Source organism: Halomonas sp. AOP13-D3-9, from assembly GCF_052379125.1.
Classification (GTDB): Bacteria; Pseudomonadota; Gammaproteobacteria; order Pseudomonadales; family Halomonadaceae; genus Vreelandella.
Genome location: NZ_JBQSYH010000021.1, coordinates 65317 through 80311 on the forward strand (window position 1 = coordinate 65317; position 14995 = coordinate 80311).

The 14995-nt window shown below is 53.6% G+C and carries 16 protein-coding genes, 1 tRNA gene and 1 other RNA gene; 4 read left to right on the plus strand and 14 right to left on the minus strand.

Annotated features, from left to right (window positions below; translation table 11 throughout):
• The first annotated feature begins 44 nt into the window (after window positions 1-44).
• A tRNA-Met gene (locus tag ACT3UM_RS20490) sits at window positions 45-121 on the plus strand.
• Window positions 122-194: 73 nt separating this feature from the next.
• Window positions 195-291, plus strand: an RNA gene (gene ffs, locus ACT3UM_RS20495) — signal recognition particle sRNA small type.
• A 176-nt stretch (window positions 292-467) separates the two neighbouring features.
• Here ffs and ACT3UM_RS20500 read toward each other — a convergent pair.
• From ACT3UM_RS20500 to ACT3UM_RS20520, 5 genes are all read right to left on the minus strand, one after another.
• The gene (locus tag ACT3UM_RS20500; protein ID WP_498901918.1) at window positions 468-1682 is read right to left on the minus strand and encodes an acetate/propionate family kinase; all 1215 of its coding nucleotides are present in this window, start codon (window positions 1680-1682) and stop codon (window positions 468-470) included.
• Window positions 1679-3109, minus strand: coding sequence for a bifunctional enoyl-CoA hydratase/phosphate acetyltransferase (locus tag ACT3UM_RS20505; protein WP_498901919.1), 1431 nt, complete (start codon window positions 3107-3109; stop codon window positions 1679-1681). Before ACT3UM_RS20505 ends, ACT3UM_RS20500 begins: the two co-directional genes overlap by 4 nt.
• The gene (gene fabI / locus ACT3UM_RS20510; protein ID WP_498901920.1) at window positions 3096-3905 is read right to left on the minus strand and encodes an enoyl-ACP reductase FabI; all 810 of its coding nucleotides are present in this window, start codon (window positions 3903-3905) and stop codon (window positions 3096-3098) included. Before fabI ends, ACT3UM_RS20505 begins: the two co-directional genes overlap by 14 nt.
• The gene (locus ACT3UM_RS20515; protein ID WP_498901921.1) at window positions 3902-5686 is read right to left on the minus strand and encodes a PHA/PHB synthase family protein; all 1785 of its coding nucleotides are present in this window, start codon (window positions 5684-5686) and stop codon (window positions 3902-3904) included. The genes fabI and ACT3UM_RS20515 overlap by 4 nt, the downstream gene beginning before the upstream one ends.
• 124 nt (window positions 5687-5810) lie before the next feature.
• Window positions 5811-6047, minus strand: a complete 237-nt coding sequence (locus tag ACT3UM_RS20520) for a hypothetical protein (protein WP_498901922.1) — start codon at window positions 6045-6047, stop codon at window positions 5811-5813.
• Between the two features lie 155 nt (window positions 6048-6202).
• Here ACT3UM_RS20520 and ACT3UM_RS20525 point away from each other — a divergent pair, with 155 nt between their 5' ends.
• Window positions 6203-6937, plus strand: coding sequence for a Crp/Fnr family transcriptional regulator (locus ACT3UM_RS20525; protein ID WP_498901923.1), 735 nt, complete (start codon window positions 6203-6205; stop codon window positions 6935-6937).
• Between the two features lie 45 nt (window positions 6938-6982).
• Here ACT3UM_RS20525 and ACT3UM_RS20530 read toward each other — a convergent pair whose 3' ends face one another.
• Genes ACT3UM_RS20530 through atpD form a run of 9 tightly spaced genes read right to left on the minus strand, consistent with a single transcriptional unit; the run spans window position 6983 to window position 13574 of the window.
• Window positions 6983-7864: a F0F1 ATP synthase subunit gamma gene (locus tag ACT3UM_RS20530; protein WP_498901924.1), complete on the minus strand. Its 882-nt coding sequence runs from the start codon at window positions 7862-7864 to the stop codon at window positions 6983-6985.
• 16 nt (window positions 7865-7880) lie between these two features.
• On the minus strand, window positions 7881-9398 hold the full coding sequence (locus ACT3UM_RS20535) for a F0F1 ATP synthase subunit alpha (RefSeq protein ID WP_498901925.1): 1518 nt from the start codon (window positions 9396-9398) through the stop codon (window positions 7881-7883).
• On the minus strand, window positions 9388-10125 hold the full coding sequence (locus ACT3UM_RS20540) for a F0F1 ATP synthase subunit B (RefSeq protein ID WP_498901926.1): 738 nt from the start codon (window positions 10123-10125) through the stop codon (window positions 9388-9390). The genes ACT3UM_RS20535 and ACT3UM_RS20540 overlap by 11 nt, the downstream gene beginning before the upstream one ends.
• Window positions 10126-10129: 4 nt before the next feature.
• Window positions 10130-10375, minus strand: a complete 246-nt coding sequence (locus ACT3UM_RS20545) for a F0F1 ATP synthase subunit C (protein WP_498901927.1) — start codon at window positions 10373-10375, stop codon at window positions 10130-10132.
• A complete protein-coding gene (locus ACT3UM_RS20550) occupies window positions 10375-11088 on the minus strand; it encodes a F0F1 ATP synthase subunit A (RefSeq protein ID WP_498901928.1) in 714 nt (237 codons plus the stop codon). The genes ACT3UM_RS20545 and ACT3UM_RS20550 overlap by 1 nt, the downstream gene beginning before the upstream one ends.
• Window positions 11085-11441 carry an N-ATPase subunit AtpR gene (locus tag ACT3UM_RS20555; RefSeq protein ID WP_498901929.1) on the minus strand — a complete coding sequence of 119 codons (357 nt, stop codon included), beginning with the start codon at window positions 11439-11441 and terminating at the stop codon, window positions 11085-11087. Before ACT3UM_RS20555 ends, ACT3UM_RS20550 begins: the two co-directional genes overlap by 4 nt.
• Complete coding sequence (locus ACT3UM_RS20560; RefSeq protein ID WP_498901930.1) at window positions 11396-11704, minus strand: AtpZ/AtpI family protein; 309 nt, start codon at window positions 11702-11704, stop codon at window positions 11396-11398. Before ACT3UM_RS20560 ends, ACT3UM_RS20555 begins: the two co-directional genes overlap by 46 nt.
• Window positions 11701-12111 carry a F0F1 ATP synthase subunit epsilon gene (locus tag ACT3UM_RS20565; protein ID WP_498901931.1) on the minus strand — a complete coding sequence of 137 codons (411 nt, stop codon included), beginning with the start codon at window positions 12109-12111 and terminating at the stop codon, window positions 11701-11703. The genes ACT3UM_RS20560 and ACT3UM_RS20565 overlap by 4 nt, the downstream gene beginning before the upstream one ends.
• Window positions 12108-13574 (minus strand): F0F1 ATP synthase subunit beta, encoded by a 1467-nt coding sequence (atpD, locus tag ACT3UM_RS20570; protein WP_498901932.1) that lies wholly within the window; start codon window positions 13572-13574, stop codon window positions 12108-12110. Before atpD ends, ACT3UM_RS20565 begins: the two co-directional genes overlap by 4 nt.
• A gap of 473 nt (window positions 13575-14047) precedes the next feature.
• Here atpD and ACT3UM_RS20575 point away from each other — a divergent pair, with 473 nt between their 5' ends.
• Window positions 14048-14992: a DnaJ C-terminal domain-containing protein gene (locus tag ACT3UM_RS20575; protein WP_498901933.1), complete on the plus strand. Its 945-nt coding sequence runs from the start codon at window positions 14048-14050 to the stop codon at window positions 14990-14992.
• Window positions 14993-14995 lie beyond the last annotated feature (3 nt).

Here is a 14995-nt window from a genome sequence, read left to right on the forward strand (position 1 = left end):
TCATATCTAAGATAGGCATAATCTGCACCCGTTGATGAGGAAAAGGCTACGTAGCTCAGCTGGTTAGAGCACATCACTCATAATGATGGGGTCCCCTGTTCAAATCAGGGCGTAGCCACCACATCAACCTCAGCACACTCGCTACTGCCTGTAAGCAGTAGGATAAATCACAGAGTGTGCCGTTATGGTGGCCCCTTAGGTCCTCCCGCAACGCTAAACTGCGAACCCCGCCAGGCCCGGAAGGGAGCAACGGTAGTGGTGGCTGCGTGTGCCGGGATGCGGCTTTTGGGGCCGCCTCCATTTCTGGGCTTGCTTGTTTGACCAGACATTAAATTTAGTCAAAGTGGCATAACCTATCTTTGTCATAATTTCACCAAAAGGTGACCGTTACTTACGGTTCCAAGTTTTTTCCCGCGTGTGTTAAAAACGAAAATTCTATTTTTATATTCCTGCCCAAAATAGGCCTATTACTGAATTTGAGGCCGACAACCCTTAACCCGCTGACCTGTTGCTCTGTGAGTGGCGCATGCAATCGTCATCTCCTCATTGGTGGGAATGACCATTACATCTACCGTCGATGATGTTGCGCTAATCTGTCGTGCATTACGCTCGTTCGCATGAACATCCAAGGTAACTCCCATCCAGGCCAGATGCTCACAGATAAGACCACGGGCGAGCGCGGAGTTCTCTCCGATTCCAGCCGTGAAAACAATAGCGTCGAGACCTCCTATCGTTGTACAGAGCGCGGTAAGTTCACACGCTGCGCGATAGCAAAAAAGCTCAATGGCTTCAAGGGCCTCGGGAGCAGGGCTTGATTGCAGTATGGCCATATCATTACTGATACCCGACACGCCCAAAAGGCCTGACTCTTCATAGAGCAAGTGATTAAGTTCTTGTGTCGTCATATCCAAGCCATCTAGCAGATATAGCAACACACCGGGATCGATTGAGCCACAGCGTTGGCCCATCATTAGGCCATCTAGGGCTGTGAATCCCATGCTGGTCGCAACACTGCAGCGAGCTTTCATGGCACACATGCTGGCCCCATTGCCAAGGTGAGCCACGATAACGCGACCTTCAGCCTTAACGCCGAGGTGTTGAGGTAAGGTGCGGGCGATGTAGTCGTAAGAGAGACCGTGAAAGCCATAACGAATAATACCTGCATCGGTCAGCCTGCGAGGCAGTGCAAATAGCTGGGCAAGACGGCTCTGGGTGCGGTGGAAGCTGGTATCGAAGCAGGCGACTTGAGGTAGAGCAGGTAGCAAAGAAGCGACGGCACGAATCGCCTTTAAATTGTGTGGTTGGTGTAGAGGGGCTAGCGGTATCAGTGTCGTCAGTTCGTCGAGTAGCGCATCTGTGACTTTTGCTGGGCCGCTATGGTTGCGCCCGCCATGCACCACTCGGTGGCCCGTAGCGATGATATTAACATCACCACAGTGGCTCTTTAGCCAGTCAAGAAGCGCGGGGACAATATCGTCAAGCGTACTCCCAGCGGTTAAACGCATCCCTTCGTTTTGCTGCAAGGCAAGGTCTTGGCGATCACGTGCTGAAAAAATAGGATGGCTGCCAATGCCAGCAATTTTACCTCGCAATAGGGCTACAGAAGGGTTTTCTTCATTCGGATAAAGGGCAAACTTAAGGCTCGATGAGCCCGCGTTCAAGACCAAGATCGCGTCTGTCATCGTGCTTTATTCTCTCTGTCGTTGATAAAGCACTGTGCTAGAGCGCATGAGGCAAGCCGAGCCATCGGGCTATCCGCTCGGCTGGTCAGAATAATTGGCACCCTTGCTCCCAATACAATGCCCGCCGCGTCGGCACCGGCCAAATAGATAAGCTGTTTGGCCATCATATTGGCTGCTTCGAGGTCGGGTGCAACTAGGATGTCAGCGTCGCCAGCCACTTGAGACACGATGCCCTTCGTCTTTGCAGCCGAAGCAGAGATGGCATTGTCGAAGGCCAGCGGCCCATCAATCAAACCGCCGGTAATCTGGCCCCGTTCAGCCATTTTACACAGCGCTGCTGCATCAAGCGTCGAGGTGATATGTGGATTAACAGTCTCTACCGCTGACAGTATCGCCACCTTTGGCTGGGGGATGCCTAGGGCGTGAGCAAGATCGATTGCGTTTTGGACGATGTCGCGTTTAGTGGTGAGGTCGGGATAGATATTGATAGCGGCATCGGTGATAAAAAGCGGCTTGGGGTAGGGGGGGACATCAAGTACGTAGACGTGGCTCATGCGACGTTCGGTGCGCAGGCCCGTGTCCGAGTTAACCACAGCATTCATTAACTCGTCGGTATGCAACGACCCCTTCATAAGCGCTTCCACACGAGCGGAACGCACCAGTGCAACGGCTGTGTCCGCTGCGGCATGGCTATGCGGCGCATCGATAATCTCGATGCCATCAAGGCTTTGTCCAGCGGCCTTGGCAACTGCCTGGATCTTGACCGTTGGGCCTACCAGGATGGGCACGATCATGCCTTGGCGCGCGGCATCAAGGGCGCCCGTGAGAGAAAGCTCATCGCAGGGGTGAACGACAGCGGTGCGGATAGCCGCGAGGTTGTGCGTCGCGGCGATTAACTTGGCGTATTGTGCACCTTGAACGTGCAAGTGAACGTCGGGCAAGACGACCCTGGGGCGCCGCACTTTTTCGCGCGGTGCGATCACTTCGGCGGTGCCACTGATCACCAAGGTGTTGCGCTCATTGAAGCATGTGCAGGCGAGGGTTAAACGGCCCTTATCATGTTTTTCGGTAACTTCCACTCTCACAACCACCGTATCGCCCAGTCCGACAGGCGCCAGAAATTTCAGGCTCTGAGTAAGGAAGATGGTGCCCGGGCCAGGTAATTGAGTACCAAGTACCGCCGAGATCAGTGCGCCACCCCACATGCCATGGGCAATGACGCCATGAAACATATCGGTTTTCGCGTATTCAGTATCAACGTGGGCAGGATTCACGTCGCCTGACATAACGGCGAATAGCTCGATGTCCTGGGTTTTCAATGTGCGGGTCAGTTCGGCACTATCCCCGATGGAAATCTCGTCGTAGGTTTTATTCTCTATATACGCAATCGTCGGTGTTGCCTCTACTACCTGCTCAAGCTCGGACATGGAAGCCTCCATCCACATAGGCGGTGTCGCCTGAGACGCAATGGGCTTGATCGCTGGAAAGCATCACCGCCATGGCGCCGACGTCTTCAATAGTGACTAGCGCTTGTTCCGGCGCGCGTGACCTTGCTGCATCAATCAATTCATCGAAGTGGGCAATGCCAGAGGCCGCTCTTGTTTTTAGCGGGCCAGGAGAGATCGCGTTGACACGAATTCCTTTAGGGCCAAGTTCGACCGCCAACGAGCGCATGGTGCCATCAAGTGCTGCTTTGACCGGGCCCATGATGTTGTAGTGATCGATGACCTTCTCACCCCCGTAGTACGTCATGGTGAGAATCGAGCCACCCTGGGTCATCAGTGGCTCGGCAAGTCTCGCCATGCGGATAAGTGAGTGAACGGATACATCCATCGCCTGTGCAAAACCGGCTCGTGAGCAATCAGTGACGCGCCCATGGAGATCATCGGCAGTACAGAAGGCGATTGAATGCACCAGAATATCGAGTCGTCCCCAACGTTGGGCCACTGCAGCAAATACCGCTTCCATTTCACCGTCCTGCTCTACGTCCATTGGCAGTAACAGCGCCGCTCCCATGGCCTCCGCCACGGGCGTCACGAAAGGCTTGGCCTTTTCATTGGCGTAGGTCAGCACAACCTCGGCACCTGCTGATCGAAATGCTTGAGCGCAACCGGCTGCAATTGAGTGTTGGTTGGCAACGCCAACGACCAGGGCGATCTTGTTGTTAAGGCAGTTTTCCTGACTGTTTTCAGTTCGGTTAAGATCGTTGACGAGAGTGCTCATGTTTGTTTCACATAGGTGCCAGGCGCATCACAAAGTACCGCATACTGCCCGGAGCGTGCGCCCATATGAGGAGGCTCGATGGGATCACTCGAATGTTGTGCAAGCCACTCCGTGAACGAAGGCCACCATGAACCTTCATGCGAGGCGGTCTCGGCACACCACTCTTCAGGGGAACGATAAGAGGCATCTGCAAGGGTATTGGCGATGCGGAAATGTCGGTGTTGATGTCCAGGTTCCGACACAATGCCCGCATTGTGACCACCACTGGTCAACACGAAGGTCACTTCTACATCAGCGAATAAGTGAAGTTTGTAAACCGATCGCCAGGGGGCAACATGATCTTCCTCAGTGCCAACGGCAAAGATAGGGGCACGAATATCGGTGACCGCGATCGCTTTGTTACCCACTTGGTAGCGTCCATCGGCCAAGTCATTATTCAGAAACAGCCAACGAAGATATTCTGAGTGCATCCGGTAAGGCATTCTTGTCGCATCAGCATTCCAGGCCATTAGGTCGAAGGAGTGGCCCTGTATACCCAGCAGATAACGCTCAATGGCAGGCGCCCACATTAAGTCTCGAGCGCGCAGCAGGGTAAAAGCACCCGCCATCTGTTCCGATGATAAATAGCCGGTCTGTGACATCATGTCTTCAATCATGGTCACTTGGGTGTCGTTGATGAACAGACGCAACGGCCCCGCCTCGGTGAAATCGATTTGCGCCGCGAGTAACGAGACCGTCGCGCAACGCTCGTCGCCATCGCGCGCCATGGCAGCAGCCGCTATGGCCAGTAGCGTACCGCCTAAGCAATAGCCCACTGCATGGATTTTTGGCGCTTGGGTAATCGCCTGAATAGCATCGATAGCCTCCATTACACCCAGCTTTCGGTACTCCTCCATGCCTAGATCGCGATCCTCTGCGCTAGGATTCTTCCACGAGACGATGAAAACGGTGAAACCTTGAGCTACCAGGAACTGAACCAGTGAATTCGTCGGTGACAGATCAAGAATGTAGTATTTCATGATCCAGGCAGGCACGATAAAAATGGGTTCGGGGCGAACATGTGCGGTGCTGGGGGTATATTGAATTAATTCAATCAAATCGTTCCGGAAAACGACCTTGCCGGGCGTTACCGCAAGATTCCGTCCGACCTCAAAGGGCTGTGGGGCCGAAGATTTCGGTGTGCGGGTTTTGTGGTAGAGATCATCGGCAAGATTTTTGGCACCCCGGAGAAAGTTCTGACCCTGTTCAGCCTGCGCTGCGGCGATAACGTCTGGGTTGGTGAAGGGGTAATTAGAGGGCGCTGATGTATCAACCAAAAGACCGGCCACAAATGCCATAAGATCTTCATGGGCCGGAGCAACGCCATGAACGCCAGTCATGGCCTCTTGCCACCATTGCCAGTGCTGACGATGTGCCTGCGACCAGAGATTAAACGGGTACTGCTGCCAGCGGTGACTAACAAAGCGCTTGTCCACCGGCGTATTGTTAGCGCCTGTTGCTTCATTCCCGGTAATCGACTGTAACCAAAGCGCCTGTGCATTGCGCATTGCCGATTCCATTAGTTGCCATTGCTTACCAGGAGAAGCAGCCATATGCACGGCCCAGTCCAACCAAGCTTCTCCAAGCACAGAGGGGGCAAGGCCCCCCGTCGTTTTAGCAACGGCGCTGTGGGTCAATTGATCCATGGTTTTATACAAAGAAGGTGGGCTGGCTTTTGCACCAGAACGGTTGCTATCTGCAGCTACTTCATCGGTACAGCTGGTCGCAGGACGCTTTAACATTGTTTCCCCTTTGAGGATGGCGTAAATATTCCATCCGTTTCCTGCCGTGAGATTAATGCCCGCCTGGATGTCCGGTACTGATCAAAGTTAGCGGTGCTTTTAAATAGGTTATTCTCAGCGTTTGTTACGGTCGTCGAACCGAGTTGCCACCACTGATGATACCGTTGATCAAGGCTGCCACAGCCAAGTGCGCATCAGGTTCGAAGTCGAGACTCGCCGCATGCTCATGTGCGCTGGCGGCGTCTTGTAGAATGCCGATAATGGCGCTTTCCGATAAAAGTTTTTGATCATTCATGGCAAGGAGAAGTGATTCGCAAATGGATAAAGCGGCCATTCCTTGGTATTCATTTTGTTTTGGCATTTTGGCTTCTCTTTGCAGATAGAGGAGAAACGATGATGGATCACCGTCTCGTTCACGAATGTCAGCAGGTTTACACAAAGCCCGCTATGCTGGGCTAACCCAAAGCAGCCTGTAATGAGGTTATTTTTAATAACGTTATCGAAAGGGAATAAAATTTGACGGCGATTGAAGATACTCCTCTGGCAAGAAAACTTGGGGCATTCGTGGCGTTATCGACGTCAGATCTGTCGCTTTTATCGGGGTTGCATAGGCGCCGCAAGACGTTAGTGGCGGGTAGAGATTTGGTGCATCAAGGGCAATCAGACCAAATAGCCTACATTCTGGCGGCGGGTTGGGTGTGCTCTTATAAGATATTGCCTGATGGTTCACGCCAAATTGTCGATTTCCAAATTCCTGGAGATTTTCTGGGTCTTCGCAGTGCATTACTGCATACGTCTGATCATGGCATTGAGTCGGTGACGGATATTGAAGTGTCTGAAGTGCTGGTGAAAGATTTGTTGGATGTTTTTGCTCAGAACCTGCGATTGGCGACGGCTATCTTATGGGCGGCATCACGCGATGAAGCAATGGTGGTAGAGCACTTGGTTAATATCGGGCGACGCAGCGCGGTAGATCGCATGGCGCATTTTCTGTTGGAGCTGGGCTCACGACTAACGCTGGTGGGGATGGGGGATAAAAGAGGGTACACCTGCCCGTTAACCCAATATCATCTGGCCGATGCGTTAGGCCTGACGGCGGTACATGTGAACCGTGTGCTTAGGCAGTTGCGAGAAAAGGGACTGCTTACTTTTCGAAATGGCGTGGTGACCTTCGATAACTATCAAGAACTTGCCACACTGGTTAACTTTGATCCAACGTATCTGGATCAAACGGGACCACTGCTTAAGTAATTAGCCAAGCGCCACGTCGAAACCTTTATTTCTGCGTAGTGGTTTTCAGTGGCTATTAACAGTGGCGAAGCCAGTGCCGAGTTCAATGATTTCCGCAGTAATCGTTTCCTGCCTTACCCGGCGTAATGTAGCTTGAAACACCTCTAGCTCTTGCTCAATCTGACTTCCCGCTGCTGACATGGCGGCCATGCGGGCTTCATTTTCGGCACTAAAGGCATGAAGCGCCGCCTTACACACCATGGCATGAAAATAATCCCTGCTCAGATCGTTGATCAGCGTGTCGATGGGAATTTGTATTAGCAAACGGTCATCCGTTTGCGGTGGGAAAACAGAGTGGTCAATGGGAAAAATAGCCTGACGCATGATCGAGCTGCGACCGCCTGTCCAGGTAGTGAAGAGAACATCCAGACAATCAATATTGCCCTGTGTCATTTCACGGTAGATTGCTTTGGTGATGTTATCCGCCAGCTTGGGTATGCCCAGCGTGCGTGCAGGCATCGCATGGCTCCAGCACGCCACTAATCCACGGGCCGCTGCAATGGATCCTCCCCGGGTGCCAATCATAAATAAGGGCGGGGCGTCTGATGAGCTAACGATGCTATCCAGCACACGCTCGCTAAACGCGCCAGCGAACCCCTGCTCTGCACAGAACACCAGCAAGCCCCGTTTGCATGGAGAGGTTTTTGCGGCTGTTTTTGTGATTGGTTCTGCGAATGTTTTTGTGACAGCTCCGATGGGAGTAGAAGTGGTGCCGATGGCGCTGGAAATCGCTTTGGCAATGGTGGCGACATAGCTGTCGACGGCCTTCATTTGTGTTCGTGCAACTTGAGCACGTGAGGCCGCGATGCCCTTCATAGCATTCATTACTGCGCCTAGTTGGCGGATGCCTTCTATCCTGGCACTAATATCAGCTAGTCGTTCAGTCATAACGTCTTAACACCTTTTAGGAAGGGATTTTTATTAAAGATTCAGCAAAGTGAGTTAGCGCCGCCATTAGCGCGTCCCGTGCCGAACTATTGACCTCGCCAGTGTCATCAATAAGACGTAAAACCTCTGGCACATCCTTATCGAGTAGGCCAGCCAGCCCCGCGCAAAAAGTCGCTATGACATCTAGCGGTAACGAATCTAACAACCCTGATTGTACGGCTAGCATGAGTCCGATCTCGTCAGCTAAACGATACGGTACATGCTGCGGTTGGCGCAGAATGGCTCTAATACGTGCACCACGGGTTAACTGCTCGCGCACTCGGCCATCGGGCATTCCTCCAAAGCGGGTGAACACCTCTAGTTCTAAAAATTGCGCATAATCGAGACGCAACGTACTGGCTGCCTCGCGCAGTGGTTTAGCTTGCGTTTTTCCACCCACACGGCTAACGCTTAGACCCACATCCACTGCAGGTTTTTGACCCTGATGGAACAAGTCAGCGCTGAGCACAATTTGTCCATCGGTGATGGAAATCAGATTGGTCGGTATGAAGGCAGAAAGATTGCCGGCATCCGTCTCGGCAATGGGTAGCGCGGTCAACGAGCCGCCTCCGCGTGCTTTCGACAGCTTAGCGGCCCGTTCCAGTAACCTTGCGTGTATATAAAAAACATCGCCCGGATACGCTTCGCGTCCAGGCGCCTGTCGCGTTAGCAAAGCGATTTCGCGGTGGGTGGCTGCATGTTTAGAAAGATCGTCAATGACGATTAGCGCATGCTGCCCTTTATCGCGAAAATACTCTGCCATCGTGACCCCGGCATAGGGGGCAATCCATTGCAGTCCAGGAGAGCTAGCCGATCCCGCTACCAGGACAATGCAGCGCTTGAAGTCTCCCTGAGCTTGCAGTGCATCAATCACGCGCCGAACGCTGGAACTCTTTTGTCCTACCGCGACATATATACAAATCATATCGCTAGACTTCTGGGCAATCAGCGCGTCGGTGGCCAGTGTGGTTTTACCAGTAGCGTGATCACCCACAATTAACTCTCGTTGGCCTCGGCCGAGGGCGAACAGCGTGTCGACAACCAGAATGCCGGTCTGAACGGGTTCGGTGACAAGGTCGCGCTCAATAATCGAAGGTGCCGGGCGCTCGATAGGTAAAAAAGTGGTTGTCTCGATTGGTCCCTTACCATCTAAAGGACGGCCGAGCGGATCAATCACCCTACCTAATAGCGCTTCACCCACCGGTACACTAATAACGTCACCGGTGCTGAAAACGGCATCGCCTGAGTTAACATCGGTGGCTGAATCTAACAAAACGCAACCGATCAAGTCAGGGTCAAGAACCCGAGCAAACCCAAGTTGACCGCCTTCGAACCTGAGTACCTCATCAAGACGAACATCGCGCAGTCCAGAAATCATCGCCACGCCGTCGCTGATTTCCTCGACGCGACCCTTATGCTCAGTTTGCGTGCCGATGGAGGTGGCGCGAATCACGTTTTGCGAGGCTTGAAGCCAATCTAGCGGACTACTCGGCATGGTTAAGTGCCTTGGCGATCGTCGTGAGATCCGACTGCCAGCTGTTGTGAAGCGCGAAGTGCGGGGTTTTTATCTCAAGGCCCGCGATCAGTTCGGGGTCGGAAAGAAAGGTCAGTGCTGGTGACTTGCCAAGTGCTTGGCCGAGAGCTTGCTTCAGGGTTGCCTTGTCCTGTTCACTAACGTCTAGTGTGCCGATCAGTTCTATGCCCTGGTCTGCCGTCAGTAATGACTGTCTTTCATCTGCGGACAGCGCGCCTATCGCTTCAACCAGCAAACCCACAAACGCACTTTGAACAACAGCGGTGTCCAGGCGGCTGAGTAATTTTTGCGCAATGTTGACGGCGAGCTGACTGGCTTGTGCCGTGAGTTCGGCGCGCAAAGCAGAGGACTCACGAGCGCTGTTAAGCTTGGCGGTATCAATGAGTGTCTGCGCTTGTTTGTGAGCATTAGCCAGCGCTAGGTTGGCGGCAATTTCCGCCGTTTTCGCGGTCTCGGTCAGCATTTCCTCGCGCTCGGCTGCGATGCCTTCACGGGCAGTCGTCAATTCAACAAGCAGGGTATCAGCATTGGTCTTGGCCGTTTGAGCGTCGCTTAGCAGAGTACTCACCGCGGTCTGACGTTGCTTAATTGCGGCAGCGACCGGCCGCCAAAAAAAATGGGACAGCAGCCAGACCAAAATGAGGACGTTAACGGCCTGTAACCCCAGGCTCCAAAAATCAATGCTCATGGGATTACCCAAGTAACGGGTTGGCGAACAGCAGTAAAAGCGAGATGACCAGACAGTAAATGGCGGTCGTTTCAATCATCGCCAAACCAACGAACAGGGTCCGTGAGATGGTATTAGCGGCCTCAGGCTGGCGCGCGATAGCATCCATAGCGGCTGCGACGGCGCGTCCCTCTGCAAGAGCGGGGCCGATAGCACCAAACGCGACGGCGAAAGCGGCACTAAAAGTAGTGACCATGCTGAGATAGTCCATCAAGATTCCCTCTCTAAAAGTGGCGATGCGGGGGGTGAGTCTTTCACTGTGGGTTGGCTTTCTTCGACTGTCGCTGTGATGAATACCATCGCCAGCACGGCAAAAATGTAGGCTTGTACCAGTCCCGTCAGCAGATCGAGTGCCATTAATGGAATGGGGACAAGAAGCCCCGCCAATGAGGCAACGATGCCAATAACGAAGACGCCGCTCATCACATTGCCGAACAAGCGTACAAACATCGAAAAAATCCGGGTGACGCTTTCCAGAATATTCAGCGGAATCATAATGAGGTTGGGCGCGGCGAAGGATTTTAGGTAACCCCGCACGCCACCTTTGCGGATGCCAAACCAGATGATCGATAAAAAAACCAGTATCGCCAACGCCGCATCGGTTTCGAGCTGGGCGGTTGGTGGTGTCACTCCCGGTATGAGCGAAGCCCAATTGGCGACCAGAATGAAGAGGAAAAGGGTGCCGATGAAGCCTCGATAGGGCGCTGGTTCTGCGCCGGTCGTCTCGCGTATCTGGGTATCCAGAGTGGCGACGATTAGCTCAAGCACGGCCTGGCGCTTACCAGGTAGCGTATCAAGGTGCCGGGTGAGCAAAAATGACCCAGCCAGGAGTATCACCATAATTATCCATGTCGTGATAATGCCTTGGGTGATTGGAAATGGCCCGAGTTGAAATAGGGCGCTGCTTTCAAGAGGCGAGTTCATGGGCTGGCGTGCCTTATTTTGCGAAACATAAGCGACTTGGCCGATACAATGCCGGCCAGCATGGCTAACAGCGTAAAACCACCCATCAACACGGCGAGATAGAGCGCCAAGGCCATAAACGTAAAGCGTCCTAGCGTTAATACCATTCCCATTATTGGGTGCCCGTTAGTAGTGCTTACAAAAAGGTCAACCGTCTTCTGCAGAGCGCTAAAGTAGGCATAACCAACCGCCAGTCCGCCTAGAAAGCATAATGCGATGGTGAGTGGTAGAAAGAGTGGTAAAGAGAGTGGCCAAGAGGGTGCATTGATCATCGTGCATTCATCCATTTCCAGGCTGACCAGCCGCCAAGGCATATGCCCAGCATCATCAGCGGCGTGGTCCAGAAGATGCCGCTGGTCAGTTGGGCATCCAGCCAACGCCCAAAAAATAGGCCTGCCAGGGTAGGCACGATAAATATCCAGCCCAGCACCCCGATTTGAGCAAGACGACGGCCAACGGACATGTCGCCTTCGCGCAGCCAACGTTCATGTCGTTGGTGCCGCCGCCTGGCTTCACTGACCAAGGGGTCATCGTTTATTGTCACCTCGTTAGGCTCCTTAGGATGATCCGTACTCACCGGAACTCTCCTGTATTGGCGCCAAGATGAAGCCGACTGATCATTTGCCGTATGGCGTTGATCTGTAGGCGCATGCTCTCAACATGCTCGACCTTTTCCTCTTCCGCCTCCGCTTCGAAGCGCGCTAAGACGTCGGCACCCAGTGTGGCAAGGTCATTGCCGATCACCGCTTCGCGTGTCGTGATCTCAATGGCGCCTCCTTTCGCGATAGTTAGCACACCGCCCCGAACCGCACAGAATCGTTCGGTGGTGGATACCCGCCAACTGAGAATCGAGAGAGTCAGTGACGTTAAGAAGGGGGCATGACGGTTAAGAATTCCGAAGCTACCGCTTGCATCCTCTGCACGCAGGCTCTCGATCTCCTCGTCCACGACAATCGCCAGCGGGGTGATGATTGTCAGTTTCATGTGGCACCCTCACCAAGGGAAAGCTTGGCGTCGTTTGCTATCGCCTGCGCCTCTTTGGCACGCGCCTGTTCAAGCGTGCCCACCATATACAGCGAGCTTTCGGACCATTCATCGGCGACGCCCTCTAAAATGGCTCGGCATCCGGCGAGCGTCTCTTCGAGAGGAACCCTTGCACCCGGCGTGCCGGTGAAGGCTTCGGTCACCATAAACGGTTGGCTAAGAAAGCGTTGTAGTCGTCGGGCACGTTTAACCATCAGCCGATCCGCCGCTCCTAATTCTTCAATGCCCAGTAAGGAGATGATGTCGCCAAGCTCCTTGAATCTTGCCAATGCTTGCCGGACAGCCTCGGCGATTTGATAGTGCTCGACGCCCACCACCGACGGATCAAGTAGCATCGACGAGGAGGCAAGCGGATCAATCGCGGGGTAGAACCCCTGCGCAGCCTGGGCACGTGACAGTACAATAACGCAATCCATATGGCTGGAAATGGTGGTCACCGCAGGGTCGGTGAAATCATCAGCAGGCACATAGACGGCCTGAATGGCGGTAACGGCGGCGCCTGCTACTGAGGCGATGCGTTCCTGAAGTTGGGCGACTTCGCTGGCCAGTGTGGGTTGATACCCCACGCGGGAAGGCAGTCTGCCCAATAAGCTCGATACTTCGGCGCCTGCTTGGACAAAACGAAACACATTGTCCATTAAGAGCAATACGTTTTGGTGTTTCTGATCACGGAAATACTCTGAGATTGTTAACGCTGTTAACGGCGCACGCCAACGTGCTCCGGGTGGCTCGTTCATCTGCCCATAGACTAAGACCGTTCGTTCTAAAACCCCCGATGCCTGCATTTCAGTCAGTAGTTCATGCCCCTCGCGTGAGCGTTCACCAATCCCTGCAAACACTGATATACCTTGGTATTTCTCAACCATGGCGCGAATTAATTCCATCACAAGCACGGTTTTGCCGACGCCCGCACCGCCAAACATGGCCGCTTTTCCGCCCTGGGCCATTGGCGTCAACAGATCAATGACCTTGATGCCTGTCTCAAAAATCTCCGTACTAGTGGATTGTGTTACGAGCGAAGGGGGGAGTGCATGTATGGAGCGGCGGGGCGTGTCGTCGGGCAACGGAACGCCATTGTCTTGTGGTTGGCCGATAACATCCAGAAGCCGTCCCAGCACTGCAACCCCGACAGGCACAGAGACTGAGCTGCCAGTGATATGCACCGGCACGCCACGTGAAAGCCCCGCGGTTGATTGAAATGCCACCGCGCGTAGCGTTTTCATATCAAGGTGACTATGCACCTCAAGCAGGAGCAATGAGGGCTGATCCCACGCCACCTTTAACGCGGCATTAATCGGTGGCAAGTCACCATCTTCAAACAAAACGTCAACCACCGCGCCTCTCACCGCATGCACAACGCCACAACTATTGATGCCTACTGATTCAACGCTATCGAGTGGCATGGCGAGATTCCTTAGGTGATCCCACTAGGCTATTTAGGGACAGTCATATAGCTATGTTGAATGCTAAGGCTGTTTAAAAAGCATTGCCCTGATCTGTGTTAGCGTTATGTGTAACCAGCCTATGCGATTTTATAAAAGGACGGAGCCCAATCGTCTCAGCACCGCTCTTTCGTCAGGCTCTTTCGTCGTGCTCTGCTCGGCAGTCCTGCCTGAAATAGAGCTCTTCAGCCGTTATCCAAATCACTGTGTGGGTGTTTATTGATATGGGTTAATTTACGGATCAATAAATACGCTAAATTGTGTTGGGGCTACGCTGCTAATGCAGAGTGCTCAAAGCTGGTTTATCACTAGGCGCCGAACCTGCAGGCGTGTAAGGGGGTTGTCGACTACCCTTGATTCAACAGCAGCTAATTACACGGGATACTTGGCGGATAAATGCCTGGAGCCCATTCCGACAATCGGAGGCTCTCAACGTGGAATTTAAAGATTACTATCAGGTGCTCGGCGTGGTGAAGACCGCAACGGCCGAGGAGATCAAAAAAGCCTACCGCAAGCTGGCCCGCAAGTTTCATCCTGATGTCAGCAAAGAGCCCGATGCCGAGCAGCGCATGCAGGAAATCAATGAAGCCAAGGCAGTGCTATCTGATCCCGAGAAGCGTCTCGCCTATGACCAACTGGCTCAACAGTATCAAGCTGGCCAGAATTTCCAACCACCGCCGGACTGGGATGCAGGTTTTGAGTACAGCGGGCGTGGCTTCGAGGAAGCCGATCTCGGTGAATTCAGTGATTTCTTTGCCAACCTGTTTGGACAGAGTGGCCGGGCAGGGCGAGGGCAGCGCGGTGCATATCAAATGCGCGGTGAGGATCGTCACGCCAAAGTTGTTATTGACCTCAAAGATGCTTACCTCGGCGCTACCCGTTCGATCACATTGCAAGTGCCTCAGGTCGATGCACAAGGTCGCGTCAGTTCTAGACAGCATACGCTTAACGTTGGGATCCCCAAGGGTGTTAAAGCGGGGCAGCATATCAGGCTCTCGGGTCAGGGTAGCCCGGGGAGTGGCGGTGGGCCGGCTGGGGATCTGTTCCTTGAAATCCACTTTACACCCGACCCCAGTTATCGGATAGAAGGCCGGGATGTGCACCAAACGGTACCGGTCACGCCTTGGGAAGCTGCGCTAGGAGCCAGCATCGAGACCCCTACTCCGTCTGGGATGGTGAAGGTGACGTTGCCTGCGGGCTCGCAATCGGGGCGACGGTTGCGCTTAAAAGGTCGCGGGATTCCTGGGCCTGAGCCAGGCGATCTGTATGTGGAGCTAGAGGTAGTGTTGCCCCCGGCGAATACCGATAAGGCACGGGAACTCTATGAAACCATGGCGCGGGAATTGGCTTTCAACCCGCGCCAACGGAAAGGAAGCTAGGCC